Below are 25,311 nucleotides of genomic sequence, written 5' to 3'. Positions count from 1 at the left end.
TCCTCCGCTTTGCGGTTAAACGAAATGGAAAAGGTATGAAGAACTGGAAAACGCTGCTTCTCGGTATCACCCTGGTGGTGAATACCAGCTTCGCTGCTCCGCAGGTTGTCGATAAAGTTGCAGCCGTCGTGAACAACGGCGTGGTACTGGAAAGTGACGTTGATGGCCTCATGCAGTCAGTAAAGCTGAATGCAAACCAGGCAGGCCAGCAGCTCCCGGATGACAGCACGCTGCGTCATCAAATTCTGGAACGTCTGATTATGGATCAGATAATGCTTCAGATGGGCCAGAAAATGGGCGTGAAAATCAGTGATGAGCAGTTGGATCAGGCCATCGCGAATATCGCCAAACAAAACAACATGACGCTCGATCAGATGCGTAGCCGCCTGGCCTATGATGGCCTGAACTACAACACCTATCGCGCGCAGATCCGTAAAGAGATGATCATCTCTGAAGTCCGCAATAACGAAGTGCGCCGTCGCGTCACTATTCTGCCGCAGGAAGTCGAAACGCTGGCTGAGCAGGTGGGCAATCAAAACGACGCCAGCACCGAGCTGAACCTGAGCCACATCCTGATCCCGCTGCCGGAAAACCCGACCGCCGATCAGGTCAGCGAAGCAGAAACCCAGGCGCGCTCGATTATCGACCAGGCGCGTAACGGCAGCGATTTTGGCAAGCTGGCGATGACCTATTCCGCTGACCAGCAGGCGCTGAAAGGCGGCCAGATGGGCTGGGGCCGTATTCAGGAGCTGCCTTCCGTGTTCGCGCAGGCGCTGAGCACCGCGAAGAAAGGCGATGTTATTGGCCCTATCCGTTCAGGCGTCGGCTTCCATATCATTAAAGTTAACGATCTGCGCGGCCAGTCCCAGACCGTGTCGGTAACCGAAGTCCATGCCCGCCACATTCTGCTTAAACCGTCGCCGATCATGACCGATCAGCAGGCACGTCAGAAGCTTGAAGAGATAGCAGCGGATATTAAGAGCGGGAAAACCACTTTCGCTCAGGCCGCACGCGAATTCTCTCAGGATCCGGGTTCGGCTAACCAGGGCGGGGATCTCGGCTGGGCGGCAGCGGACGTTTACGATCCGGCGTTCCGCGATGCGCTGATGAACCTCAACAAAGGCCAAATGAGCTCGCCAGTGCACTCCTCTTTCGGCTGGCATCTCATTGAGCTGCTTGATACCCGTAAGAGTGACCGCACCGACGCGGCGCAGAAAGATCGCGCTTACCGGATGCTGTTTAACCGTAAATTCTCTGAAGAAGCAGCGACCTGGATGCAGGAACAACGCGCCAGCGCTTACGTGAAAATTCTGAGCAACTGATGGTAAAAACACCCCGCGTGGTCATTACTCCCGGCGAACCAGCCGGGATTGGCCCCGACCTGGTAGTAGAACTGGCGCAGCGCGCCTGGCCTGCACAACTGGTCGTCTGCGCTGATCCGACGCTTCTTACGGCACGGGCAGCGCAGCTCGGTTTACCGCTCTCGCTGTTGCCCTTCTCATCTGATAAGCCCGCCACGCCCCAACCGGCGGGCACGCTCACGCTTTTGCCAGTTATGCTGCAGACGCCGGTTATCCCCGGTACGCTGGATACGGCGAACGGCGTTTATGTGGTGGAAACCCTGGCGCGCGCCTGCGACGGCTGCCTGAATGGCGAATTCGACGCGCTCGTGACCGGGCCGGTGCATAAGGGCATTATCAATGACGCGGGCATTCCGTTTACCGGCCATACCGAATTTTTTGAAGCGCGCTCCGGCAGCGAAAAAGTCGTCATGATGCTCGCCACCGAAGCGCTACGCGTCGCGCTGGTGACCACGCATCTGCCACTGAAAGCCGTTGCTGAGGCCATCACGCCAGACCTTCTTCGTCACATTCTGACGACGCTGCACCACGACCTGCAAAGCAAATTCGGCATTGCGAATCCGCATGTGTTGGTCTGCGGGCTCAATCCGCACGCGGGTGAAGGCGGCCATATGGGCACCGAAGAGATCGAGACGATTATTCCGGTGCTGGACGCGATGCGCGCCCGCGGAATGCAACTGACCGGCCCACTGCCAGCTGACACCCTTTTTCAGCCCAAATACCTCGAAAACGCCGACGCCGTACTGGCGATGTACCACGATCAAGGCCTGCCCGTGCTAAAATACCAGGGATTTGGCCGCGCAGTAAACATAACGCTCGGTCTGCCCTTTATCCGCACGTCGGTCGATCACGGCACCGCGCTGGAGCTGGCAGGGTCTGGAAATGCCAGCGTCGGCAGTTTTATTACGGCGCTTAATCTCGCCATCAGCATGATTGTGAACAGTAAGAATCAATGAATAATCGAGTCCATCAGGGCCATCTCGCCCGCAAACGTTTCGGGCAAAACTTTCTTAACGATCAATTCGTTATAGAAAGCATCGTCTCCGCTATTAACCCGCAGAAAGGCCAGGCGATGGTAGAAATCGGCCCAGGCCTCGCCGCGTTAACCGAACCGGTAGGCGAACGCCTTGACCAGCTCACGGTGATTGAGCTGGACCGCGATCTCGCCGCGCGTCTGCAAACGCATCCGTTCCTCGGCCCGAAGCTGACGATTTATCAGCAGGATGCCATGACCATGAACTTTGGCGAACTGTCGGAGAAAATGGGTCAACCGCTGCGCGTGTTTGGCAACCTGCCCTACAACATCTCTACCCCACTGATGTTCCACCTCTTTAGCTATACTGATGCGATTGCCGACATGCATTTCATGCTGCAAAAAGAAGTGGTGAATCGTCTGGTTGCGGGGCCGAACAGTAAGGCGTATGGTCGCCTGAGCGTGATGGCGCAATATTTCTGTCAGGTCATCCCGGTGCTGGAAGTTCCGCCGAGCGCCTTTACGCCGCCGCCTAAAGTGGATTCCGCCGTGGTGCGTCTTGTGCCTCATGTCACGCCGCCGCATCCGGTCAAAGAGCTGCGCCTGTTAAGCCGCCTCACCACCGAAGCGTTTAACCAGCGCCGTAAAACGATTCGTAACAGCCTCGGCAATGTGTTTAGCCCGGATGTGCTGACATCGCTCGGCATCGACCCGGCCATGCGCGCCGAGAATATTTCTGTTGCGCAGTATTGCCAGATGGCAAACTATTTAGCTGATAATCCGCCCTCGAAGGAGAGCTAAACATGGCTGATTCACCCCGCGTTTGCGTACAGGTACAGAGCGTTTATATCGAGGCACAGTCTTCCCCGGAGGATGAGCGTTTCGTCTTTGCCTATACCGTCACCGTTCGCAATCTGGGGCGAGCGCCTGTTCAGTTGCTGGGCCGCTACTGGCTTATCACCAACGGTAACGGTAAAGAAACCGAAGTGCAGGGTGAAGGCGTGGTTGGGGTTCAGCCCCATATTCAGCCTGGCGGCGAATACCAGTACACCAGCGGCGCGGTCATTGAAACGCCGCTCGGCACCATGCAAGGCCATTACGAAATGGTGGACGATCAGGGTAACGGTTTTCGCCTCGATATCCCGGTTTTCCGCCTCGCCGTTCCCACACTGATTCACTGATACGATGTCAACTTATCTGATTGGCGACGTTCATGGTTGCTACGATGAACTGGTCGCACTGTTACAGCAGGTCGAATTCACTCCCGGTAAAGATACGCTGTGGCTGACAGGCGATCTGGTGGCCCGTGGCCCTGGCTCTCTGGAAGTGCTGCGCTATGTCCGTTCACTTGGCGATGCGGTTCGTCTGGTGCTGGGCAACCACGATCTGCATCTGCTGGCGGTTTTCGCAGGCATAAGCCGTAATAAGCCAAAAGACAGAGTCACGCCGCTGCTTGAAGCGCCGGATGCCGATGAGCTTCTCAACTGGCTGCGTCGCCAGCCGCTGTTGCAGGTTGATGAAGAGAAAAAGCTGGTGATGGCCCATGCGGGTATTACGCCGCAGTGGGATCTCGCCACGGCGCAGGCCTGCGCCCGCGATGTCGAAGCGGTGCTTTCAAGCGACAGCTATCCGTTTTTCCTGGATGCGATGTACGGCGATATGCCGAACAACTGGTCGCCGGAGCTGACCGGGCTTGCACGCCTGCGCTTTATCACCAATGCGTTGACGCGCATGCGTTTTTGCTTCCCGAACGGGCAACTGGATATGTACTGCAAAGAGAGCCCGGAAAGCGCGCCCGCGCCGCTAAAGCCGTGGTTCGCCATTCCGGGGCCGGTTTCACAGGATTATTCCATTGTTTTCGGACACTGGGCATCGCTTGAAGGGAAAGGTACGCCGGAAAATATCTACGGCCTGGATACCGGTTGCTGCTGGGGCGGTACGCTCACCTGCCTGCGCTGGGAAGATAAAGCTATTTTCACTCAGCATTCCAACCGCCAGACCGACGGCGACGAAGACAAGGCGGTTGTCGCGTCCTGATGCCGCACCGGTGGGGGCGCTACGCGTACCCACCTTATCATCCTAAAGGCATATCACTCGTCAGGCAGGTAAGCGCATCACCACCCGCCGTTACCTTCGATGAATCTCATAAAAAAAGCGGATGCGCCATGCGCACCCGCTTTTTTATCACAACCGTTGCCACAACGCGGCTTAACGGCGCTCCAGGATCTCAAAGCAATAGCTGTGCGAGTTTTTCTCGTCAGCATCATGAAACTCGCTAAACACCGATTGCCACTCGTCCGGCTCGTAATCCGGGAAATGGGTGTCGCCTTCCACTTCCGCATCAATATGGGTGAGATAAAGACGCTGCGCGCGCGGCAGGAACTGCTCGTAAACGCGACCGCCGCCAATCACCATCACTTCTTCGGCATCACCGCAGGCCTGCAACGCTTCCTCGACAGAGCGCACCCACACCACGCGATCGTCATCGCCAGGACGGCTACTCAGCACGATATTTTTACGGCCCGGCAGCGGACGACCGATGGATTCCCAGGTCAGACGCCCCATGATAACCGGTTTGTTAAGCGTGTTACGTTTAAACCAGGCGAGATCGGCAGGGAGGTCCCACGGCATGGCGTTTTCCATACCAATTACGCGATCCACCGCTAAGGCCGCAATCAGACTGATCATTGATAATTTCCCAGGTATAAAAAATTGCCGCCACTATACGGAAAGCGCAATCTTTAGTCGACTGGCGACCCGAACCAGACGGAGAATTTTTTTTGTTCTGCTGCGTGGTGCACGATGCACATTTTTCCACCGGTGCGTTAACCGTTTGAAACCACTGGCGCTTCGTCTTTACAGCGCCGTAAAGCCTCCGCGTTGCACATTGACGCAGATGCCAAAACACGCGGAATGCTTTATAGTGCGCGCTCGTTGATGTGAGGATTCACCATGCTGGAAACCACCCTTTTCGTTGCCACCATTGCGGCGCTGGGCATGCTCTCGCCGGGCCCCGACTTTTTTCTGGTCATTAAGAACGCGGCACGTTATCCGCGAAGCGCGGCGATGATGACCGCTGCGGGCGTCATCGCAGGTGTCGTGACGCATATGACCTACTGCGTGGCTGGCATTGCGGTGGTCATCACCACAACGCCGTGGCTTTTCGGCGCGCTGAAATATGTCGGCGCAGCGTATCTGGTGTGGCTTGGCGTCAACGCGCTACTGGCGCGCGGCACCACGAGCCTTGCGCTGGACGGCGTGGCGCAGGAGACCACCTCGCTTAAAAAAGCGTTTATCCAGGGCTATCTCTGCAACCTGCTGAACCCCAAAGCCACCCTCTTCTTCCTTGCGATGTTCACCCAGGTGCTGAACGTTAACTCGGGCATGATGGAAAAACTCTGGTACGCGGGCATTATCGTCGCGCTGACGCTGGTCTGGTGGCCGTTGCTGGTTTTGCTCATCCAGAGCCAGCCGGTACGCCGGGGCCTGACCAAAGCGCAAAAGGTCATCGACAAACTGCTGGGCGGCATGTTGCTGGCGTTGGGTATTAAAGTCGCGCTGAGCTAACGCCGCCCTTTTCACATCGCCAAAAAAAGCCCCGGTCGGGGCGTTTTTTTTATGGCTGCGGTGTGACCGCAGGTTCATCGGCATCATTGCCAGTGTGCTTACCTTCCTGCGTTCCCTGCCAGCCGTGGCGCTGAATCAGCGATAAGTGCGCACGGTCCTCACTGATTATCTCCGTCAGCATCGCGCTGGTGCGCCTGAAGGTCGCGGCACGCGCTGTAGTGTCGTTATCGCCCTCGGCCATCTCGTCAATCATCTGCTGGTTGTAACAACGGAACAGGTCGGCCCGCTCGCGCGCTTCATACCGGCCAATGCCGAGTTCTTCCAGCGCAATACGCCCGACCCGCAGCGCGCCTTCAAACGTTTCGCGCTCCGGCTGCGCCACGCCCGCCTGACGCAGACGGATATAATGGTCCACATCGCGGGCGCGGGCGATAATTCGCACCTGCGGGAAATGTGTCTGGACCAGTTCCGTCAGTTGCAAATTCGCCTGCGGATCGTCGATTGCGTTAATCAACACTTCCGCTTTCGCCACCCCGGCGGATTCCAGCAAATCGACGCGCGTGGCGTCGCCGTAAAACACTTTCATCCCGAACTTGCGCAGCGTCTCGATATGATCCGGGTCGTGGTCGAGCACCACCATTTTCACGCCGCTCGAAAGCAGCAAACGGCCAGCTATCTGCCCGAAACGCCCGAAGCCCGCGACGATCACGCGCGGCTGCTCTTCATCTATCTCATCCGCCTCGCGCGCCTGCTGCTGGCCTGATTTCTCAAGCCGGCTTAGCAACACCAGCAGGAGCGGCGTGGCCGCCATAGAGAGCGCCACGGCGAGCGTCAGCGCCTTCGCCCATTCGGCATCGAGCACCTCGGCACTACGCGCCGCACCGAAAATAACAAAGGCGAATTCGCTCCCCTGCCCTAACAGCGCCGCAAACCAGCGACGCTGACGCCCCGGCACCTTCAACGGTTTCGCCACCAGCCACAGCGTGACGGTTTTGATAACGAGGAACCCCAACAGCAGGATCAGCACCCGCAGTGGATGCGCGACCAGCGTGCCAAAATCCACCGACATGCCAACGCCGATAAAAAAGAGCCCCAGCAGCAAGCCTTTAAAAGGTTCGATGTCGCTCTCCAGCGCGTGGCGGTATTCCGAGCTTGCCAGTAACACGCCAGCAAGGAAGGCGCCCATTGCCATCGACAGCCCCGCCTCTTCGAGCAGCAGTCCAAAGCCAAACACCAGGAAGAGCGCGACGGCGCTGAAAACCTCACGAAGCCCCGAGCGCGCCACAAAACGCAGCGCCGGACGCGCCACAAAGCGGCCGAGTATGACTACCAGCGCCAGCGCGCCGACGACTTTTAATGCCGAGAGTAAAAACACGCCAGCGGTCATCGCCTCACCACTCGCGGCAAGCAGCGGGATCATCGCGACCAACGGGATAGCCGCAATATCCTGAAACAGCAGCACAGCGAACGCGCTGCGCCCCATCTGCGATGCCGTGAGATTACGCTCATTCATCGCCTGCATGGCAATGGCCGTTGAGGAGAGCGCGAGCGTCAGGCCAATCAGAAGCGCCACCTGCCAGCGCAGCCCCAGCGCCATACAAAAACCGCCCAGCAACAGGCCGCACGCGCCCATTTGCAGCGCGCCACCCCCGAATACCGAGGCGCGCAGTTTCCACAAGCGCTGCGGATCAAGCTCAAGGCCGATAACAAACAGCATCAATACCACGCCGATTTCCGCGAAATGCAAAATAGCCTGCGCATCGGTCACCAGCCGCAATCCCCACGGGCCAATCAGCGCGCCTGCAATTAAATATCCCAGTACCGAGCCCAGTCCCACGCGCACTGCAACTGGCACAATCAGCGCCGCCGATCCGAGGTAGATCAGCGCCTGAATGAGGGTATGACTATCCATGGAAATGCTCCTGCCAGTCGGTTAACCGTTTTTGATATTCACGCGCGTTGCCTTCCAGCGTTTCATCATCGCAGACAAAGGTGCGGTGCATCGCGTAAGGCGTAAGCCAGTTAAGGCCGCAATAGAGCGCCGTCGCCTGCAAAGGCTGAGCAAGCACATCAAAGCCGGGATGATCGCCAATCTCAAAATGGGATTTGTCGCCACCCGTCGTGACGGCCCATAACACGCTTTTGCCCCTTAGCGCCGTTCCGCCTTTGCCGTAGGCCCAGCCGTGCGACAAGACTTTATCGAGCCAGAGTTTGAAGAGCGGCGGCACGCTGTACCACTGCATGGGATGCTGCCAGACAATCAGGTCGGCACGCGCCAGCGCCGCCTGCTCATCCGCCACGTTAATATTGAAATCGGGATAACGTTCATACAGCGAGCGCACTTCGAGTTCGTCCAGCCCCTGCACATGTTCCAGCATCCGCCGGTTGGCGTGGGAGTGGTGCGGATAGGGGTGCGCATAAATAATTAAAATCATAACTTTGCCTGTGTTCTGCCCACCATAAGAATGCAATGAGTGTAGCCAGTTAACAGGCGCGCTTACAGGGACAATCCGCAGGGGTATTCCGGCCTCTCGCGTTAAGGCTGCATGCCTATCGACGCGCGCTGATGCCAGCGTCTTCGCGCGCAGGCATAATGTCCGCTCTGTTTTAGCCGGTGCAAGGATTGCCGCTATGAAAAAGATCGTTATTCCCGCTTTCGCCTGTCTGCTCTCAGGATGCCTCCTGGGAGACCGCGTCAGTTTCCTGCCAGCACAAACCGAGGTGAGCGACGGCAAACTCTGCATATCGGTTGATGAAGAGACTGTTCCCGTGCCGGAAAAGATCCTGCGGGTCAGCGTCTGGAGCTACGAGGCGCAAAATGACATCTTTGCCGAGAATATGGTCGCCAGCGCGTTAATGCTGGATGCGCGGCGCTGCACACCGGCCCTCAACGATTTTCATTTTTCACCGGGCAAACGTTATAGCGTGACTGTCGACACGACGTCGCATCGCTATATCACACGAGAATTTTCAGTGGTTAACACACGGGAAGGAATCGCGGTTCGTGGCAATAACTGAAGGGAATTCACCGCCCGGTGAAGTCACACGCCGAAGGCGTGAGCGCGGGCGGTGTGGCAGGCGGGTACCGTTAGTTATCCAGCTCGCTCATGGATTTCACCTGGTCGCGATTGACCTGCTCGGTCTGGCCGGTCTGGGCATTTTTATAAGAGACCAGTCCGGTATCGCTATCTACTTCAGGTTTTCCGTCCGTGACAATCGTCTTGCCATCGGTGGTTTTAACGGCCTGATTGGATGAACAGCCTGCAACGGTCAACAACGAGGCGGCAGCAAAAATGGACGTTATCAGTAGGTTCGATCGCATGGTGTTCTCCCTGCTTTCAGTTGGATTTGATTACTCACCCCATTATTTTAGGTTAACGTACTGAAAGTGTATGAAAATACAGAAGGTTCTGAGGCCGGGCATTCTCATCGAGCAATGCCCGGCAGACAGACGTTAAGGCTTAAGCTCCAGAACAGAGCCCATCATGGTGTGATTCAGATTGGTCATAACTTCATAATAACGAGTCAGCTCTTCACCGCCCGCTTTAGGGCTGCGCCATTTATCCTGATTCTGTTTTTCAAACGCTTTCAGCAAATCTTTTTGCTCGCTTGCCGACGCCGCGTGAATAAAGTCATTATAAATTTTGGTGGCATCTTTCAGGTTTTGCTGAAGTTCCGGAGAATTGAAATGCGCAGTGATCACAGGCGGCTGATAACGTGACTCCGTGATACGCATATTGTCGGTGTATTCAACGGATGGCGAAAACTCATTGTTATAAAAATGCTTAAAGTCTTCTACGCGGAAAAGCTTGGTTTTGTAATTATCCGCAGACGTTGATGACATTGATTCCGGGAACGCTTCTGTCGGGTTCAGCTCCCAGTTTTTCAACGCATTATCGATAAACAGTTCGCTGCCCATATCTTCGAACGGGCCAGTAACAACTTCCCCATCAATCGTGAGGGTATGCACATCGCCATTTTCACCGGCGGGTGTTACGCCTTCCGCCAGATATTTTTGGATCACGTAAATATAACGCGTACGGGTCGGGTTAATTAACCCATTCACCCCTGAGCGAGGCCAGGCGCCAAGCACGCTGAACTTCACCTTTTCGCCATTTTCAAGCGTCAGCGTATGTTGCCCCGCATCCAGTTTAATATTCTGTGACTCCTGCGCCGGGATCGTTAATTTTTGATCGTCAATCGAAATCGCTACCGCTTTCCCGGTTGGGTTATCAATCAGAAATTCTCGACTTTCACTGTCGCCAAAGCAGGCGGTTAATGCCAGGCAGGCACTCAAAAGCATGACTTTTCTTAACACGTGTTTCTCCTTAAACGTGAAACATAAATTCAGTAAATGACACGGCGGTAAGGGTAACGGATGGCCACACCGTAGTGAGAAAAAATTAGCTATTAAATTTAGGGGGGAAGTGCCAATAAAAAAGCCAGCTTACGCTGGCTTTCAGGGCATTCACGATAGCTTATTTCGTGATTTGCGCGTGCATTTCCTGCACGGAAGTGACCTTTTCGGTAGCGTCGGCATTCAGCGCCATCGCCGTGGCGAAACCGCCATTCAGCGTGGTGTCGTAATGCACTTTATACTGCAGCGCGCTGCGGCGAATCAGCTTAGAGTCTTCAATCGCCTGGCGGCCCGCGGTGGTGTTGATGATGTAGGTGTATTCGCCATTCTTGATCCTGTCCTGAATGTGCGGGCGGCCCTCATGCACCTTGTTCACCAGACGCGGGTTAATGCCCGCCTCACCCAGCACGATTGCCGTACCGTGGGTCGCATCGAGCTCAAAGCCAAATTTCAGCAGTTTGGCGGCAAGATCCACCACGCGCTCTTTGTCGCCTTCACGCACCGACAGCAGCGCACGGCCCTGCTTCTTCATGGTGGAGTTACTGCCAAGCTGCGCTTTGGCGAACGCCTCCGCGAAGGTGCGGCCCACGCCCATCACTTCACCGGTGGAGCGCATTTCTGGCCCCAGCAGCGGGTCGACGCCCGGGAATTTATTGAACGGCAGCACCACTTCTTTCACCGAGTAGTACGGCGGGATAATTTCTTTGGTCACGCCCTGCTCGCTCAGCGTTTTGCCCGCCATGACGCGCGCGGCCACTTTCGCCAGCGGCACGCCGGTGGCTTTGGAGACGAACGGCACGGTACGTGCGGCACGCGGGTTCACTTCAATCAGATACACTTCGTTATCTTTCACTGCGAACTGCACGTTCATCAGGCCACGCACCTGGAGTTCAAAGGCCAGTTTCTGCACCTGCTGGCGCATAACGTCCTGAATCTCCTGGCTTAAGGTGTACGCCGGGAGCGAACACGCGGAGTCGCCCGAGTGCACGCCCGCCTGCTCGATATGTTCCATGATGCCGCCAATCAGCACCATTTCGCCGTCGCAGATAGCGTCCACATCCACTTCTACCGCGTCATCCAGGAAGCGGTCCAGCAGAACCGGCGCGTCGTTGGAAACGCTCACTGCTGTCTGGAAGTAACGGCGCAGGTCGGCTTCATCGTAGACAATCTCCATCGCGCGACCGCCCAGAACGTAGGACGGGCGCACCACCAGCGGGTAGCCGATGTCTTTCGCTTTCTCGATGGCCTGTTCGATGGCCGTTACCGTAGCGTTCGCCGGTTGTTTCAGCTTCAGGCGATCCACCGCCTGCTGGAAACGCTCGCGGTCTTCAGCGCGGTCGATGGCATCCGGGCTGGTGCCGATAACCGGCACGCCAGCCGCTTCAAGCGCTCGCGCCAGTTTCAGCGGGGTCTGGCCACCGTACTGCACGATAACGCCTTTCGGTTTCTCGATGCGCACGATTTCCAGCACATCTTCCAGCGTCACCGGCTCGAAGTAGAGACGGTCGGAGGTGTCGTAATCCGTCGACACGGTTTCCGGGTTACAGTTGACCATGATGGTCTCGTAACCATCTTCGCGCAGCGCCAGCGCAGCGTGTACGCAGCAGTAGTCAAACTCGATGCCCTGGCCGATACGGTTCGGCCCGCCGCCCAGCACCATGATTTTTTCACGATCCTGATTCGGGTTAGCTTCGCACTCTTCTTCATAGGTTGAGTACATGTAGGCAGTATCGGTCGCGAATTCTGCCGCGCAGGTATCCACGCGTTTGTAGACCGGATGGAGGTTGTACTGCTCGCGCAGCTTACGGATTTCCGATTCGCTCACGCCTGCGAGTTTCGCCAGACGCGCATCGGCAAAACCTTTGCGCTTAAGCATACGCAGGAAATCGGCGTTCAGACCGTTGATGCCCTGCTCGGCCACCTGTTCTTCCAGGCGCACCAGTTCTTCAATCTGCACCAGGAACCAGCGGTCAATGTTTGTCAGGTTAAACACGCCGTCCACAGACAGGCCTGCGCGGAACGCATCGGCGATGTACCAGATACGCTCAGCACCGGCGTCTTTCAGTTCACGGCGGATTTTGGTCAGCGCTTCCGGGTCATCCAGGCTCACTTTCGGGTCGAAACCGGTCGCGCCCACTTCCAGGCCGCGCAGAGCTTTCTGCATCGATTCCTGCTGGGTGCGGCCAATCGCCATGACTTCGCCCACCGATTTCATCTGGGTGGTCAGGCGGTCATTAGCACCGGCGAATTTCTCGAAGTTAAAGCGCGGAATTTTAGTGACTACGTAGTCGATGGAGGGCTCAAACGACGCTGGCGTGCGCCCGCCGGTGATGTCGTTCATCAGTTCATCGAGGGTGTAACCTACCGCCAGCTTCGCCGCGACTTTAGCAATCGGGAAGCCGGTTGCTTTAGAAGCCAGTGCCGAGGAGCGCGACACACGCGGGTTCATTTCGATAACAATCAGACGGCCATTTTTCGGGTTTACCGCAAACTGTACGTTAGAGCCGCCGGTTTCGACGCCAATTTCACGCAGTACCGCCATTGAGGCGTTACGCATGATTTGGTATTCCTTGTCGGTCAGCGTCTGGGCAGGCGCTACGGTGATGGAATCACCGGTGTGGATACCCATCGCGTCGAAGTTTTCAATAGAGCAGACGATGATGCAGTTGTCGTTTTTATCACGCACCACTTCCATCTCGTACTCTTTCCAGCCAATCAGCGACTCGTCAATCAGCAGTTCTTTGGTCGGGGAGAGATCCAGACCGCGGGCGCAAATTTCTTCGAACTCTTCGCGGTTGTACGCGATGCCGCCACCGGTGCCGCCCATCGTAAAGGACGGACGGATGATGCACGGGTAACCCACATCGGCGGCCACCGCCAGCGCTTCGTCCATATTATGGGCGATGCCGGAACGGGCTGTGTCGAGGCCGATTTTCTTCATCGCTACGTCAAAACGGCGGCGGTCTTCCGCTTTATCAATCGCGTCGGCGGTCGCGCCAATCATGGTGACGCCAAACTCATCCAGCACCCCCTGACGCTCCAGCTCCAGCGCGCAGTTGAGTGCCGTCTGGCCGCCCATGGTCGGCAGCACCGCGTCCGGGCGCTCTTTTTCGATGATCTTGCGCACCACTTCCCAGTGGATAGGCTCAATGTAAGTCGCGTCGGCCATCTCCGGGTCGGTCATGATAGTCGCCGGGTTTGAGTTCACCAGAATGACGCGGTAGCCCTCTTCACGCAGCGCTTTACACGCCTGCGCGCCGGAATAGTCGAATTCGCACGCCTGGCCTATCACAATCGGGCCTGCGCCAAGAATCAGGATGCTTTTAATATCTGTACGTTTTGGCATTGTTCTCTTTCTCCCGATTATTTAGCGGTCTTACGGTACTGCCCGATTAATTCGATAAAGTGGTCAAACAGCGGCGCGGCATCGTGCGGGCCTGGGCTCGCTTCCGGGTGTCCCTGGAAGCTGAACGCCGGTTTATCGGTGCGATGAATGCCTTGCAGCGTGTTATCAAACAGGGATTTGTGCGTGACACGCAGCGTGGCGGGCATTGATGCTTCGTCGACGGCAAAACCGTGGTTCTGCGCGGTGATCATCACGCGGTCATTATCTAGGTCTTTCACCGGATGGTTGCCGCCGTGGTGGCCGAACTTCATCTTCACGGTTTTTGCCCCGCTTGCCAGCGCCAGCAGCTGATGACCCAGACAGATGCCGAAGACCGGCACGTCGGTGGCCAGGAATTTCTGAATGGCGTCGATAGCGTAGTCACACGGCGCCGGGTCGCCAGGACCGTTGGAGAGGAAGATGCCGTCCGGATTCATTTTCAGTACGTCTTCGACAGGCGTTTTTGCCGGTACGACCGTCAGGCGGCAGCCGCGATCCACCAACATGCGCAGAATGTTGCGCTTCACGCCGTAGTCATAGGCCACCACGTGATAAGGCAGTTCTTCTTCTTTTTTCGCTTCCGGCAGTTCGCCTTTTAATGTCCAGCTGCCCTGCGTCCAGCTGTAAGATTCGGTCGTGGTCACTTCTTTGGCGAGATCCATTCCATTCAGACCAGGGAAGGCTTTCGCTTTTTCCAGCGCCAGCGCGGCATCGACGTTATCCCCTGCGATGATGCAGCCGTTCTGGGCGCCCTTCTCCCGCAGCAAGCGCGTTAGCTTGCGGGTATCGATATCGGCAATCGCCACAATGTTATGGCGCTTCAGATAAGAAGAGAGATCCTCGGTGTTGCGGTAGTTACTGGCAATCAGCGGTAAATCGCGGATCACAAGACCCTGTGCGTGTACCTGGGAGGATTCTGCGTCAGCGTCATTTGTACCGACGTTACCAATATGAGGATAAGTGAGAGTGACAATCTGGCGGGAGTAGGAAGGATCAGTGAGGATTTCTTGATAACCGGTCATTGAAGTATTGAAAACGACTTCCCCTACTGCCGTACCTGTTGCCCCGATGGCCCGACCGTAGAATTGGGTTCCGTCTTCCAGAACCAACAGCGCTGACTTAATCAAAACGTCCTCCAGGGAATAAACAGTCAATTTATTTGCATATTAATTCAACCAGCATAGCTAAATCAATGCAAAAACGCCTGAACAGCGAATTTTTGGCAAACGGCGGCATTCTAGAGAGAAGGTGCGGTAAAGTCCACCCGAAAAGACAATTTTTATTGTTTTTTTGGGGGCTTTATCAGTAAAAGCCAAAGTGAAGGGCAAAAATCAAAGAAAACGGAGCGCAGAAAACGGTTGCTAATTGAGAAAAGTAAAGCGGAAGCATAACACAGCTTTTAAAGTGGACCAAACGGTCAAAATTTACAAAATCATAACATCAAAAAGCAACAAGTCATTTACTTTTACGGTTTAAAACTAAAAATAATGTCTAAGCACCCATAAAAACAAAATAAAAAAGGGCAATAAATTATTGCCCTTTCAATCAAATACTTATGATTGTAATAACCACATCACAATGGATGATAAAAATCACAACGCATTCAGATCCAGCACATCTCGCATATCATAAAAACCCTTTTTACGGGTTTTTACCCATTCTGCTGCCCTGACCGCGCCGTTCGCAAATGTCATCCGGCTGGAGGCTTTATGAGTTATCTCAAGGCGCTCGCCGATGTCAGCAAACATAGCAGTATGTTCACCGACGATATCGCCCGCGCGCACCGTGGCAAACCCGATGGTGCCTGGCTCGCGCTCGCCCGTATGGCCTTCACGCGAGTAAACGGCGCAGCTTTTTAACGCTTTATTCATCGCGCCGGCAATTGCCTCGCCCATGGCAAGTGCGGTGCCGGAGGGCGCATCCACTTTATGCCGGTGGTGCGCTTCAATAATTTCGATATCGGTGTAATCGCCCATCACCTGTGCCGCTTTTTCGAGCAACTTAAGCATCACGTTAACGCCGACGCTAAAGTTGGCGGCGAAAACGATAGCAATGTCAGTTGCAGCATCGCGAATAGCCGCTTTACCCGCCTCGTCAAAACCGGTGGTGCCGATCACCATGCCCTTCCCCTGCGCGCGGCAGAATGCCAGATACGCGAGCGTGCCTTCCGGGCGCGTGAAATCGATAAGCACGTCGAAATCATCTTTTACCGCCTCAAGGCTGCTTTGAAGGATGACGCCCGTCGCGCCCACGCCCGCCAGTTCGCCGGCATCAGCACCCAGCAGGGTAGAGCCTTCGCGCACCAGGGCTGCGCCCAGCGCTACGCCTTCCAGTGACATTGCCGCCTGAATCAACTGCCGTCCCATACGGCCATTCGCCCCCGCGATCGCGACGCGGACCTGTGCATCATGCATATTTATACTCTTCAGATTGCTTAGAAATCGTTCTCAGGGTAACCAGCCCGCCCGCAGGCCGCCAGCCGAAAACAGGAATAATTAGAAATTTATGACAAAACGGCGGGGATATCAGTAAAAGGCGTGGATCGCCTGTTTTTTTTACGGGTATTGCGATGCGCGCAGGCAGGCGCAGACGCCTGCCTCAGAGGGTTAATCCGGGAGCTGGTAGGCCACCAGCAACTGGCCTTTTTTGATTTTAATGCTGGTAAGCGTGACGTCGCCTACCTCGGCCAGCGACGCGACATGCGTGCCGCCGCAACCATATACCGGCAGTTCGCCAAAGCGCACCTGCCGCCGCCCGTCGGCAAACTCAACCTGCCGCGGCAGATCGTCTGCAATCCACGTGGCGATAGCCTGTGCCAGCGCGTCGCTGTCGGGCGCGTCGGCGGCCGTGTCCGGGACAAAGGTGATTTTCCCTTCGCCGGGCCAGTGGTGCGCCTTCACTGGTCGCCAGCCGAGCTGCTCGCCTGCATAACCAATCAGATGCCCTGCGGAATGCCAGCGGGTATGACGGCGACGTACGCTTGCGTCAACGACCAGTTCGACAAGGCCGGTCGCGACCGGCTGTGCCAGCAGGTGGAGAACAGTATCGCCGCGGTTCTCCACGTGTAGCACGGGAAAGCGATTGATAGTTCCCTGATCCGCAGGCTGCCCGCCGCCCTGCGGATGAAACCATGTCTTGTCGAGCTCAACTTCATAATGGCCCTGCGCGTTTTGCTCGCAGCGCAACACGGTTGCCTCGCCCTGTAGCGCGTCGCTCAGGTAATACTCACGTTGTGTCATCGTTGTCCTCCCGGTTCACTACACAGTATATTTATTATTGCCGCAGCGATAATCCTGCGAGATAACAACGAACCTTTGCATCAGGCGCACAAATATGAATTTAGCCCTTCTGCCAGATATCGCGATGTTTGTTCAGGTGGTGGAAAGCGGTAGCTTTTCTGCCGCCGCGCGAAAGCTTGGCAGTACCCCCTCATCCGTTAGCCGCAGCGTCTCCCGTCTTGAACGCGAACTCGGCTGCAAGCTACTGGTGCGCACGACTCGTAAGCTGCGTCTGAGCGAGGCAGGCAATGGCGTGTTCCAGCACGCGGCCAGCATGATGGACGCGGCGCGCGACCTGATGGCACTTGGCGGCACCGCATCGCAGTCGCCGCAGGGCAAAGTCACGCTCGGCGTGCCTAAAGCCGTCGGCCGTTTCGTGATCCATCCCTTAATGGAAGAGTTTCTGACACGCTATCGGGATGTGGATATCTGCCTGCGTCTGGAAGACCGCTATATGGATTTGATTGACGACGAAGTGGACTTGACGCTGCGCATTACCGACTCCCCTTCCCCGGGGCTTTATGGCAAACCGCTGATGCCGATTGAACATCTGCTGTGCGCCACACCGGCCTATCTCGCCCGTCACGGCACGCCGGATACGCCACAGGCGCTACGTCAGCATAGCTGTATCAGCCTTGGCGAAACCGCCGCCGATGCGCGCTGGAAGTTTCGCCGTGACGGAAAAAACGTGGTGGTACAGACGCATGGCCGTTACGCCGCCAACCATACCGGCGTACGCCTTGACGCAGTTAAGCGCCATCTGGGCATCGGCAGCCTGCCGCGCTTTACCGCCAGCGACGCGCTGGCCGCCGGAGAGATTGTTCAGGTATTGCCGGAGTGGGAATTTATCAGCAGCTATTCCGGCAAACTCTGGCTGCTGTGGTCTGCCGGCCGCCATATGCCCGCTAAAATCCGGGTATTGATTGATTACCTGACGGAAAAACTGTGCCCGCGAGCGTGAGTTACGGCGCGAACGCGAGTGTCTGCGCGACCCAGTCACGGAAGGCAGGAACGTCAATACCCAGCGCTACGTGCGCATTGGCAGGTCGGTTCAACCGGCCCTCGATATCCACAACCGTGGTGCCCGCCGTGTAATCGCCGCGCGTTTCTACCGCGACGAAGCAGTGCGTAAGGGTGAACAGCTCGGGTTTGACCAGCCAGGCGATGGCGCAGAGATCATGCATACGCAGGCCCGTGGCCATACTGCCTGAGCGATAGTGGCTGAAGATCGCATGAAGCATGCGGCCTGTCTGACTCAGCGCGGGCAGCGCGGCGAGATAATCTGGCACGAGTACCGCCTGTTGCGTGACATCCAGTCCGCACATCACGATTTCAATGCCACTCTCAAACACGCGCGCGGCGGCCTCCGGATCGATGGCGATATTAAACTCCGCGTTGGGCGTGAAGTTGCCGCGACCGGCGGAACCACCCATCATCACCAGCCGTTTGATTTTCGCCATACTGGACGGATAGTGCGTCAGCAACAGTGCAAGATTGGTAAGCGGCCCGATGGTGACTATCGTGAGCGGCTCATCGCTCGCCATCAGACGTTCATACATCGCCTGAAAGGCGGGTATGCCGAGCGTCTGCCGGTCATGCGTCACAAACGCGTACCCCTCCATCCCTGACTCGCCATGAACCGCAGCGGCATCGCCTAGCGGACGCGTAAGCGGCGTGGCGGCCCCCTGCGCCACCGGCACGTCTGCATTCCAGAAGTGCAGCAACTGCAACACGTTACGGGTCGTTTTCTCCACGCTGACGTTGCCTGCGACGGTGGTGATGAGTTGTACATCAATTGCGGGAGAGAACAGCGCGGCGGCGAGCGCCACGGCGTCATCGATGCCCGGATCGGTATCAAGAATGACAGACGTTGTGGTCATGGAGATCCCTCACTGTTTCAGCCCGGACGTCAGAAAAAAAATGCCGGACGAGTTTACCGTCCGGCATGCTGTTATCGTTGCCTGCGCGGCAATTACTGCACTTCGCGGGCGTCGATGCGCAGTTCCTTCGGCACTTCGAAAACGATGTTTTCTTCACGGCCGGTTAGCTCGTGCGCGTCGCTGCCGCCGAGCGCCTTCAGGCGCGCGATAACATTCTGCACCAGAATATCCGGCGCCGAAGCCCCTGCGGTCACGCCCACACAGGCGGCGTTCTGCACCCAGACTTCCTGGATGTCATTCGCATCGTCGATGAGATACGCCGTTTTGCCCATGCGCTGAGCAAGTTCCGCCAGACGATTAGAGTTAGAGGAGTTTTTCGACCCCACCACTAACACCACGTCCGATTGCTCCGCCAGCGCACGCACCGCTTCCTGACGGTTAGTGGTGGCATAGCAGATGTCGTCTTTACGCGGGCCGACGATTTTCGGGAAACGACGGCGCAGCGCGTCGATAACGTCTGAGGTGTCGTCCACGGATAACGTCGTCTGGGTCATAAAGGAGAGGTTGTTCTCATCCTTAACGGTGATTTTCCAGACATCGTCCGGCGATTCCACCAGGTACATGCCGCCTTCCGGGTTGCTGTACTGCCCCATCGTGCCCTCGACTTCCGGATGCCCGGCGTGACCGATGAGAATTGCTTCTTCGCCGCGACGGCTGGAGCGCGCCACTTCCATATGCACTTTGGTCACCAGCGGACAGGTCGCGTCGAATACCGTTAAGTCACGGCTTTTCGCTTCGTTGCGTACGGCCTGGGACACGCCGTGCGCAGAGAAAATCAGGATAGCGCCATCCGGCACTTCGCTTATCTGCTCGATAAAAATTGCGCCGCGCTCGCGCAGGCTGTCTACAACGTAGCGGTTATGCACAACTTCATGACGAACGTAGATAGGCGCGCCGTAAATCGCCAGCGCGTTTTCTACAATGCTGATAGCGCGGTCTACGCCTGCGCAGAAGCCGCGCGGGTTAGCCAACAGGATCTGCATCTTAACTCTCCAGCGCCGGGTCGATTTCCAGCACGTCTATATCAAAATGAAGGGTATGCCCGGCGAGCGGATGATTGAAATCGACCGTGATCGAGTCGCCGCTGATTTCACGGATAACGCCCGGCATTTCGCTGCCATCCATTGCGGTAAAAAGCATAATGGCGCCGATCTCAGGCTCCCCCGCATCGATAAATTCACGACGTGAGAAATATTGAATCAGATCCGGGCTCGGTGTGCCGAATGCGTCTTCCGGCAGCAGCGTGAAGGTTTTTTTATCGCCAGCATGCAGGCCGAGCAACTCACGCTCCAGACCTTGCGACAGCGAACCGTCGCCCAGGCGAAACAGCGCGGGCTTGCCGCTGTTGCGGCTCGACTCCGCCGTGGATCCGTCTTCAAGCTTAAGCGTAAAGTGCACGAGCACTGCGCTGTTGCTCTGTATAGATGTAGACATGCAAATGGCTCGCTTGTTTTGGCCTACCGGTTTGCCCGGCGGCATGTCGCGTACCGGGCTTGCGGGAGGCCACTTAATCTGTAGGCCGGATAAACTCAACGTCATCCGGCATTTACATTTACGCCTGTTACGCCTGTGCTTTCGCGGCAGGTTTAGGCAAGAAGCCTTCCAGTACGATTAACGCCGCGCCGATACAGATAGCAGTATCGGCCAGGTTGAAGGTAGCGAAATGCCAGTCACCGACGTAGAAGTCGATCATATCGACGACAAAACCGTGCCACAGACGATCGAACAGATTGCCCAGCGCGCCGCCAATAATCAGCGCGTAAGCAATGTTGTTGAGCTTCTGGCTCGCCTTTGCGCGATACATCATAACCGTGAGCAGCACACAGATACCGAGTGCGATGCCGGCGAAGAACCAGCGCTGCCAGCCGTCTTTATCCGCAAGGAAGCTGAACGCCGCGCCGTAGTTACGCGCATAGTGAAGATTAAGCGACGGGAACAGCGACACGGTTTCCCCCAGCGCGAAATGCTGGAGGATTAACGCCTTGCTACCCAGATCGACAATCAGCACCACCACCACCAGCCACAGCCAGCGCAGACCGGTTGAAAGAATCGGTTTACTCATCAGGCAAACTTACGTTTTTCGCCGTCACCGGCGACGTTACTGACACAGCGACCGCAGATCTCTGCGTGTTCCGCCACCTTGCCGATATCAGTGGTGTAGTGCCAGCAGCGCGGGCACTTCTCACCTTCGGCTTTTACGAGCGCGACTTTCAACCCTTTGAGCAGTTCGCTCTGCTGGGCATCCGCAGCGGCGCTGGCATAATCCTCAACCTTCGCCTGCGAGGTCAACAGGACAAATCGTAATTCCTCGCCAAGCGCGGTGAGCTTCGCCGCGAGTTCCGGCTCGGCAAACAGCGTAACCGCCGCTTCCAGCGAGCCGCCGACTTTCTTATCGGCACGCGCCTGCTCAATCACTTTGTTGACTTCGCCGCGTACTTTCAGCAGTGCGTCCCAGTAAGCGTCGTTCATCGTTTCGGTTTCAGCCAGCCCAAACAGGCCTGCATACCACTCGCCGGTGAAGACGTATTTCTCACGATCGCCCGGCAGGTAGCCCCAGATCTCGTCTGCGGTAAAGGACATGATTGGCGCCATCCAGCGCACCAGCGCTTCCGCGATATGATACAGCGCGGTCTGACAGCTGCGGCGCGCCACGCTGTCCGCTTTGGCGGTGTACTGACGGTCTTTGATGATATCGAGATAGAACGAGCCCATTTCGATAGAGCAGAAACGCATCAGACGCTGTACAACCTCATGGAAATCGTACGCTTCATAAGCGCTGACGATATCGTCCTGCGCGGCTTTCGCGCAGCCGACGGCCCAGCGATCCAGCACGACCATCTCTTCCGGCTGCACCATGTCTTTCGCCGGATCGAACCCGTTCAGGTTAGCCAGCAGGAAGCGTGCTGTGTTACGGATACGGCGATAAGCGTCGGCGGCACGTTTTAAGATCTCATCAGACACGGCCATTTCGCCAGTGTAGTCCGTTGATGCGACCCACAGACGCAAAATGTCCGCGCCGAGTTTGTTCATCACATCCTGCGGAGAGACCGTGTTGCCGATCGATTTCGACATTTTGCGGCCCTGACCATCAACGGTGAAGCCGTGAGTCAGTACCTGGCGGTACGGCGCTTTGCCTTTCATGGCGGTAGAAATCATCAGCGAGGACATAAACCAGCCGCGATGCTGGTCAGAACCTTCGAGATACATATCTGCCGCATGGCCTGCGAATTCCGGGCGCACGTCAACTACCGAGGAATGGGTTGAACCGGAATCGAACCAGACGTCCAGGGTATCCGGCACTTTTTCATAGACATCAGCGTCATCGCCCATGATGTCGCGCGGATCGAGATCCCACCACGCCTGAATGCCGTCCACCTCTACACGCTTCGCGACCTCTTCCATCAGCTCAAGCGTACGCGGATGCAGTTCTTGCGTCTCTTTATGCACAAACAGAGACATTGGTACGCCCCAGGTGCGCTGGCGGGAAATACACCAGTCCGGACGGTTAGCGACCATCGATTCAATACGCGCCTGGCCCCAGTCCGGGATCCACTGTACGTCTTTGATCTCTTTCAGAGACTGCGCACGCAGGCCTTTTTGATCCATGCTTACGAACCACTGTGGCGTGGCACGGAAAATGATCGGTGTTTTATGACGCCAGCAGCACGGATAGCTATGCAGCAGTTTCGCGACATTCAGCAACGCGCCTTTTTCACGCAGCAGTTCAACGATTTGATCGTTCGCTTTAAAGACGTTCAGGCCGTCGAGCGTCGGGTAGGTACCTGGCAGGTAAGTCCCGTCAGGGCCAACCGGGTTCGCGATTTCCAGGCCATATTTCTGGCTGATGGTGTAGTCGTCCGGGCCGTGACCGCCTGCAGTATGCACCGCGCCGGTACCGGCATCGAGCGTGACGTGCTCGCCGAGAATCGCCGGTACGTCAAAGCCCATGAACGGATGGGTAAAGCGCAATAGCTCAAGCTCCGCACCTTTCGTCTCGCCAAGTACGGTGTAATCCGCGATGTTCACGCGCTTCATCACGCTCTCAAGCAGATCTTTTGCGACGATCAGTGCCTGACCTTCAACCTGCACCAGCACGTAGTCTATCTCAGCGTGCAGGGAGATAGCGCGGTTCGCCGGCAGCGTCCACGGGGTGGTGGTCCAGATAACCAGCGATACCGGCCCTGTAACGTTTTGCGCGCCGAATTTCGCGGCGACAGCCGCAGGGTCGACCGCGCGAAAAGCTACGTCGATAGACGGCGACGTTTTGTCGTAATACTCCACTTCCGCCTCAGCGAGTGCGGAGCGGCAGTCAACGCACCAGTGCACCGGCTTCGCGCCTTTATGCAGATGGCCATTGCCGATGATTTTACCGAGCGCGCGGATGATGTTGGCTTCGGTTTTGAAATCCATCGTCAGATACGGGTGCGACCAGTCGCCCAGTACACCCAGACGGATAAAGTCTTTACGCTGACCATCCACCTGCGTGGCGGCATATTCGCGGCACTTGGCACGGAATTCGGCAGCGGTGAATTTCTCACCCGGCTTACCATATTCCTGTTCAACTTTCAGTTCGATCGGCAGACCGTGGCAGTCCCAGCCGGGCACATATGGAGAGTCATAACCGGCAAGTCCTTTGGACTTCACGATAATGTCTTTCAGAATCTTGTTAACCGAGTGACCAATATGAATGCTGCCATTCGCATAAGGAGGGCCATCATGCAGAATGAAGGTTTTTTTGCCTTTTTTGGCTGCACGAATGATGCCGTAGAGGTCATCATCGGTCCAACGCGCCAGCATCCCCGGTTCGCGCTTGGCGAGATCGCCACGCATCGGGAACCCTGTTTCCGGCAAATTCAGGGTTGATTTATAGTCACTCATCAGATTCTCGGTTCCGTATTTCGGTTTGATAATTAGCCGATTCAGGCGTTACGCCGGTGTCGGTAGCCCAAAAAAGTCGCGGGCGGTGATCACGTCTCGGGCGATTTGCGCCTTGAGTTCATCAAGCGAGGCAAACCGCTGTTCATTGCGTATTTTTTTACGCAGCACTACATCTATATGGCGGCCATAAAGGTCGATTGCAACGTCCAGCAGATGAACTTCAAGCTGCTGACGCAGACCAGCCACCGTCGGGCGGGTGCCGATATTGGCGACGCCGGGCAGCGGTTTATCGCTAATGCCCAGCACTTCCACCGCATACACGCCCTTCACGGGCGAAACATGACGGCGCAGCGGTACGTTCGCCGTCGGGAAACCTATGGTGCGTCCCAGCGCATCGCCGTGGACGACGCGTCCGGAGATAGCAAAAGGCCGGCCGAGCAGATTTTCTGCAAGAGACAGGTCGTCTTGCGCGAGCGCCTGGCGCACCGCCGTACTGCTGATGCGAACGCCTTCGTCGCAAAACGTTTGCGTGCTGGTGACTTCAAAGCCATATTCGCGCCCGGCTTTCTGTAATAACAAGAAATCCCCTTCGCGACCAGCGCCAAAGCGGAAATCGTCACCGGTTGCCAGAAATTTCACGCCGAGGCGCTCTACCAGCAAATCGCTTACGAAGTTCTGCGCCGTCAGCGCGGCAAAGCGCCGATCAAAGCGAATACAGAGCACATAATCCACGTCGCAACGGGCGAGGTAGCGCAGCTTCTCGCGCAGCCGAGTGAGGCGCGCGGGGGCTTTATCCGCCGCGAAAAGCTCAAGCGGCTGAGGCTCGAAAATCATGACCATAACGGGAAGGCCGCGCTCGCGCCCTTGCGCGCATAGCCCGCTCAGCAAAGCCTGGTGACCACGATGCACGCCATCGAAATTGCCGATGGTCAGCACGCAACCGTGATGCTCAGAGGTGAGATTATGTATGCCGCGTATCAGCTTCATGACTGGCTCAGAACAGTGAAAATCGTCGGATTATACCTTGTACAGCCTTTAAGGTTAACCGACGATTTGGCCCTGTCAGCCATAAACCGACAAGGAATTCATTGCGCTGCGCGTTGGTTTAGCACTGAACGCGAATTTTGTCCCATAAAGGCTGTATTCGCACGAGGCAAGCTGGTAGAATCTTGCGCCATCACTACGTAACGAGCGCCGCATAACAACGGCGCTTATTTGCACAAATCCATTGACAAAAGAAGGCTGAAAGGGCATATTCCTCGGCCTTTGAATTGTCCACATAGATCATATTTGGGAGTTGGACCTTGGCTAATATCAAATCAGCTAAGAAGCGTGCCGTTCAGTCTGAAAAGGCCCGTAAGCACAACGCAAGCCGTCGCTCTATGATGCGTACTTTCATCAAGAAAGTGTACGCAGCGATTGAAGCTGGCGACAAAGCTGCTGCACTGAAAGCATTTAATGAAATGCAACCAATCGTGGATCGTCAGGCTGCTAAAGGTCTGATCCACAAAAACAAAGCCGCGCGTCATAAGGCTAACCTGACTGCGCAGATCAACAAACTGGCTTAATCGC

At 56.4% G+C, this 25,311-nt stretch carries 24 protein-coding genes; 9 read left to right on the top strand and 15 right to left on the bottom strand.

The window, feature by feature from the left end; translation table 11 throughout:
* Positions 1-35 precede the first annotated feature (35 nt).
* Genes surA through apaH form a run of 5 tightly spaced genes read left to right on the top strand, consistent with a single transcriptional unit; the run spans position 36 to position 4,371 of the window.
* Positions 36-1,322: a peptidylprolyl isomerase SurA gene (gene surA / locus AFK62_RS03500; RefSeq protein WP_007677171.1), complete on the top strand. Its 1,287-nt coding sequence runs from the start codon at positions 36-38 to the stop codon at positions 1,320-1,322.
* Positions 1,322-2,317: a 4-hydroxythreonine-4-phosphate dehydrogenase PdxA gene (gene pdxA / locus AFK62_RS03495; RefSeq protein ID WP_032984681.1), complete on the top strand. Its 996-nt coding sequence runs from the start codon at positions 1,322-1,324 to the stop codon at positions 2,315-2,317. The genes surA and pdxA overlap by 1 nt, the downstream gene beginning before the upstream one ends.
* The gene (gene rsmA / locus AFK62_RS03490; protein ID WP_007677182.1) at positions 2,314-3,135 is read left to right on the top strand and encodes a 16S rRNA (adenine(1518)-N(6)/adenine(1519)-N(6))-dimethyltransferase RsmA; all 822 of its coding nucleotides are present in this window, start codon (positions 2,314-2,316) and stop codon (positions 3,133-3,135) included. Before pdxA ends, rsmA begins: the two co-directional genes overlap by 4 nt.
* A gap of 2 nt (positions 3,136-3,137) precedes the next feature.
* The gene (apaG, locus tag AFK62_RS03485) at positions 3,138-3,515 is read left to right on the top strand and encodes a Co2+/Mg2+ efflux protein ApaG (protein WP_007677184.1); all 378 of its coding nucleotides are present in this window, start codon (positions 3,138-3,140) and stop codon (positions 3,513-3,515) included.
* A 4-nt stretch (positions 3,516-3,519) separates the two neighbouring features.
* Positions 3,520-4,371 carry a bis(5'-nucleosyl)-tetraphosphatase (symmetrical) ApaH gene (gene apaH / locus AFK62_RS03480; RefSeq protein WP_007677187.1) on the top strand — a complete coding sequence of 284 codons (852 nt, stop codon included), beginning with the start codon at positions 3,520-3,522 and terminating at the stop codon, positions 4,369-4,371.
* Positions 4,372-4,542: 171 nt separating this feature from the next.
* Here the strand turns inward: apaH and folA are convergent, their stop codons facing one another.
* Complete coding sequence (gene folA, locus AFK62_RS03475; protein WP_004386239.1) at positions 4,543-5,022, bottom strand: type 3 dihydrofolate reductase; 480 nt, start codon at positions 5,020-5,022, stop codon at positions 4,543-4,545.
* Between the two features lie 264 nt (positions 5,023-5,286).
* Here folA and AFK62_RS03470 point away from each other — a divergent pair, with 264 nt between their 5' ends.
* Positions 5,287-5,901 carry a LysE family transporter gene (locus tag AFK62_RS03470; protein WP_007677197.1) on the top strand — a complete coding sequence of 205 codons (615 nt, stop codon included), beginning with the start codon at positions 5,287-5,289 and terminating at the stop codon, positions 5,899-5,901.
* 49 nt (positions 5,902-5,950) lie between these two features.
* Here AFK62_RS03470 and kefC read toward each other — a convergent pair whose 3' ends face one another.
* Positions 5,951-7,813, bottom strand: a complete 1,863-nt coding sequence (gene kefC / locus AFK62_RS03465; RefSeq protein ID WP_007677200.1) for a glutathione-regulated potassium-efflux system protein KefC — start codon at positions 7,811-7,813, stop codon at positions 5,951-5,953.
* On the bottom strand, positions 7,806-8,336 hold the full coding sequence (gene kefF / locus AFK62_RS03460) for a glutathione-regulated potassium-efflux system oxidoreductase KefF (RefSeq protein ID WP_007677202.1): 531 nt from the start codon (positions 8,334-8,336) through the stop codon (positions 7,806-7,808). The genes kefC and kefF overlap by 8 nt, the downstream gene beginning before the upstream one ends.
* Before the next feature lie 196 nt (positions 8,337-8,532).
* On the opposite strand from kefF, the gene AFK62_RS03455 reads away from it, so the two are divergent.
* On the top strand, positions 8,533-8,919 hold the full coding sequence (locus AFK62_RS03455; RefSeq protein WP_007677204.1) for a putative T6SS immunity periplasmic lipoprotein: 387 nt from the start codon (positions 8,533-8,535) through the stop codon (positions 8,917-8,919).
* Between the two features lie 70 nt (positions 8,920-8,989).
* Here the strand turns inward: AFK62_RS03455 and AFK62_RS03450 are convergent, their stop codons facing one another.
* The 6 genes from AFK62_RS03450 to AFK62_RS03425 all read right to left on the bottom strand — a co-directional run bounded on the left by AFK62_RS03450 (position 8,990) and on the right by AFK62_RS03425 (position 16,882).
* On the bottom strand, positions 8,990-9,223 hold the full coding sequence (locus tag AFK62_RS03450; protein WP_007677206.1) for a YgdI/YgdR family lipoprotein: 234 nt from the start codon (positions 9,221-9,223) through the stop codon (positions 8,990-8,992).
* A 132-nt stretch (positions 9,224-9,355) separates the two neighbouring features.
* Positions 9,356-10,219 (bottom strand): hypothetical protein, encoded by an 864-nt coding sequence (locus tag AFK62_RS03445; protein WP_053531718.1) that lies wholly within the window; start codon positions 10,217-10,219, stop codon positions 9,356-9,358.
* Positions 10,220-10,379: 160 nt separating this feature from the next.
* Positions 10,380-13,604, bottom strand: a complete 3,225-nt coding sequence (carB, locus tag AFK62_RS03440; RefSeq protein WP_053531717.1) for a carbamoyl-phosphate synthase large subunit — start codon at positions 13,602-13,604, stop codon at positions 10,380-10,382.
* Between the two features lie 17 nt (positions 13,605-13,621).
* Positions 13,622-14,770, bottom strand: a complete 1,149-nt coding sequence (gene carA / locus AFK62_RS03435) for a glutamine-hydrolyzing carbamoyl-phosphate synthase small subunit (RefSeq protein WP_032984684.1) — start codon at positions 14,768-14,770, stop codon at positions 13,622-13,624.
* Between the two features lie 465 nt (positions 14,771-15,235).
* Positions 15,236-16,057 (bottom strand): 4-hydroxy-tetrahydrodipicolinate reductase, encoded by an 822-nt coding sequence (gene dapB, locus AFK62_RS03430; RefSeq protein WP_053531716.1) that lies wholly within the window; start codon positions 16,055-16,057, stop codon positions 15,236-15,238.
* Between the two features lie 192 nt (positions 16,058-16,249).
* Positions 16,250-16,882, bottom strand: a complete 633-nt coding sequence (locus AFK62_RS03425) for an alanyl-tRNA editing protein (protein WP_007672385.1) — start codon at positions 16,880-16,882, stop codon at positions 16,250-16,252.
* A 94-nt stretch (positions 16,883-16,976) separates the two neighbouring features.
* Between AFK62_RS03425 and AFK62_RS03420 the strand changes: the two genes are divergently transcribed.
* Positions 16,977-17,882: a LysR family transcriptional regulator gene (locus AFK62_RS03420; RefSeq protein WP_007672386.1), complete on the top strand. Its 906-nt coding sequence runs from the start codon at positions 16,977-16,979 to the stop codon at positions 17,880-17,882.
* A 1-nt stretch (position 17,883) separates the two neighbouring features.
* On the opposite strand, the gene rihC is transcribed toward AFK62_RS03420, so the two are convergent.
* The 6 genes from rihC to ribF all read right to left on the bottom strand — a co-directional run bounded on the left by rihC (position 17,884) and on the right by ribF (position 24,726).
* Positions 17,884-18,801 carry a ribonucleoside hydrolase RihC gene (gene rihC / locus AFK62_RS03415; protein WP_007672387.1) on the bottom strand — a complete coding sequence of 306 codons (918 nt, stop codon included), beginning with the start codon at positions 18,799-18,801 and terminating at the stop codon, positions 17,884-17,886.
* Between the two features lie 92 nt (positions 18,802-18,893).
* A complete protein-coding gene (ispH, locus tag AFK62_RS03410) occupies positions 18,894-19,844 on the bottom strand; it encodes a 4-hydroxy-3-methylbut-2-enyl diphosphate reductase (RefSeq protein WP_007672388.1) in 951 nt (316 codons plus the stop codon).
* Between the two features lies 1 nt (position 19,845).
* The gene (fkpB, locus tag AFK62_RS03405) at positions 19,846-20,295 is read right to left on the bottom strand and encodes an FKBP-type peptidyl-prolyl cis-trans isomerase (RefSeq protein WP_032984403.1); all 450 of its coding nucleotides are present in this window, start codon (positions 20,293-20,295) and stop codon (positions 19,846-19,848) included.
* Between the two features lie 127 nt (positions 20,296-20,422).
* Positions 20,423-20,923, bottom strand: a complete 501-nt coding sequence (gene lspA / locus AFK62_RS03400; RefSeq protein WP_007672392.1) for a signal peptidase II — start codon at positions 20,921-20,923, stop codon at positions 20,423-20,425.
* On the bottom strand, positions 20,923-23,739 hold the full coding sequence (gene ileS / locus AFK62_RS03395) for an isoleucine--tRNA ligase (RefSeq protein WP_053531715.1): 2,817 nt from the start codon (positions 23,737-23,739) through the stop codon (positions 20,923-20,925). Before ileS ends, lspA begins: the two co-directional genes overlap by 1 nt.
* 48 nt (positions 23,740-23,787) lie before the next feature.
* Entirely contained in the window at positions 23,788-24,726 is a 939-nt protein-coding gene (gene ribF, locus AFK62_RS03390) for a bifunctional riboflavin kinase/FAD synthetase (RefSeq protein WP_007672405.1), read from the bottom strand.
* Between the two features lie 317 nt (positions 24,727-25,043).
* Here ribF and rpsT point away from each other — a divergent pair, with 317 nt between their 5' ends.
* The gene (gene rpsT / locus AFK62_RS03385) at positions 25,044-25,307 is read left to right on the top strand and encodes a 30S ribosomal protein S20 (protein ID WP_001518655.1); all 264 of its coding nucleotides are present in this window, start codon (positions 25,044-25,046) and stop codon (positions 25,305-25,307) included.
* Positions 25,308-25,311: the final 4 nt, after the last annotated feature.

The organism is Cronobacter condimenti 1330 (assembly GCF_001277255.1).
Lineage (GTDB): Bacteria > Pseudomonadota > Gammaproteobacteria > Enterobacterales > Enterobacteriaceae > Cronobacter > Cronobacter condimenti.
Note: the sequence above shows the minus strand (reverse complement) of the source record. Positions and strands in the feature narration are given on the sequence as shown.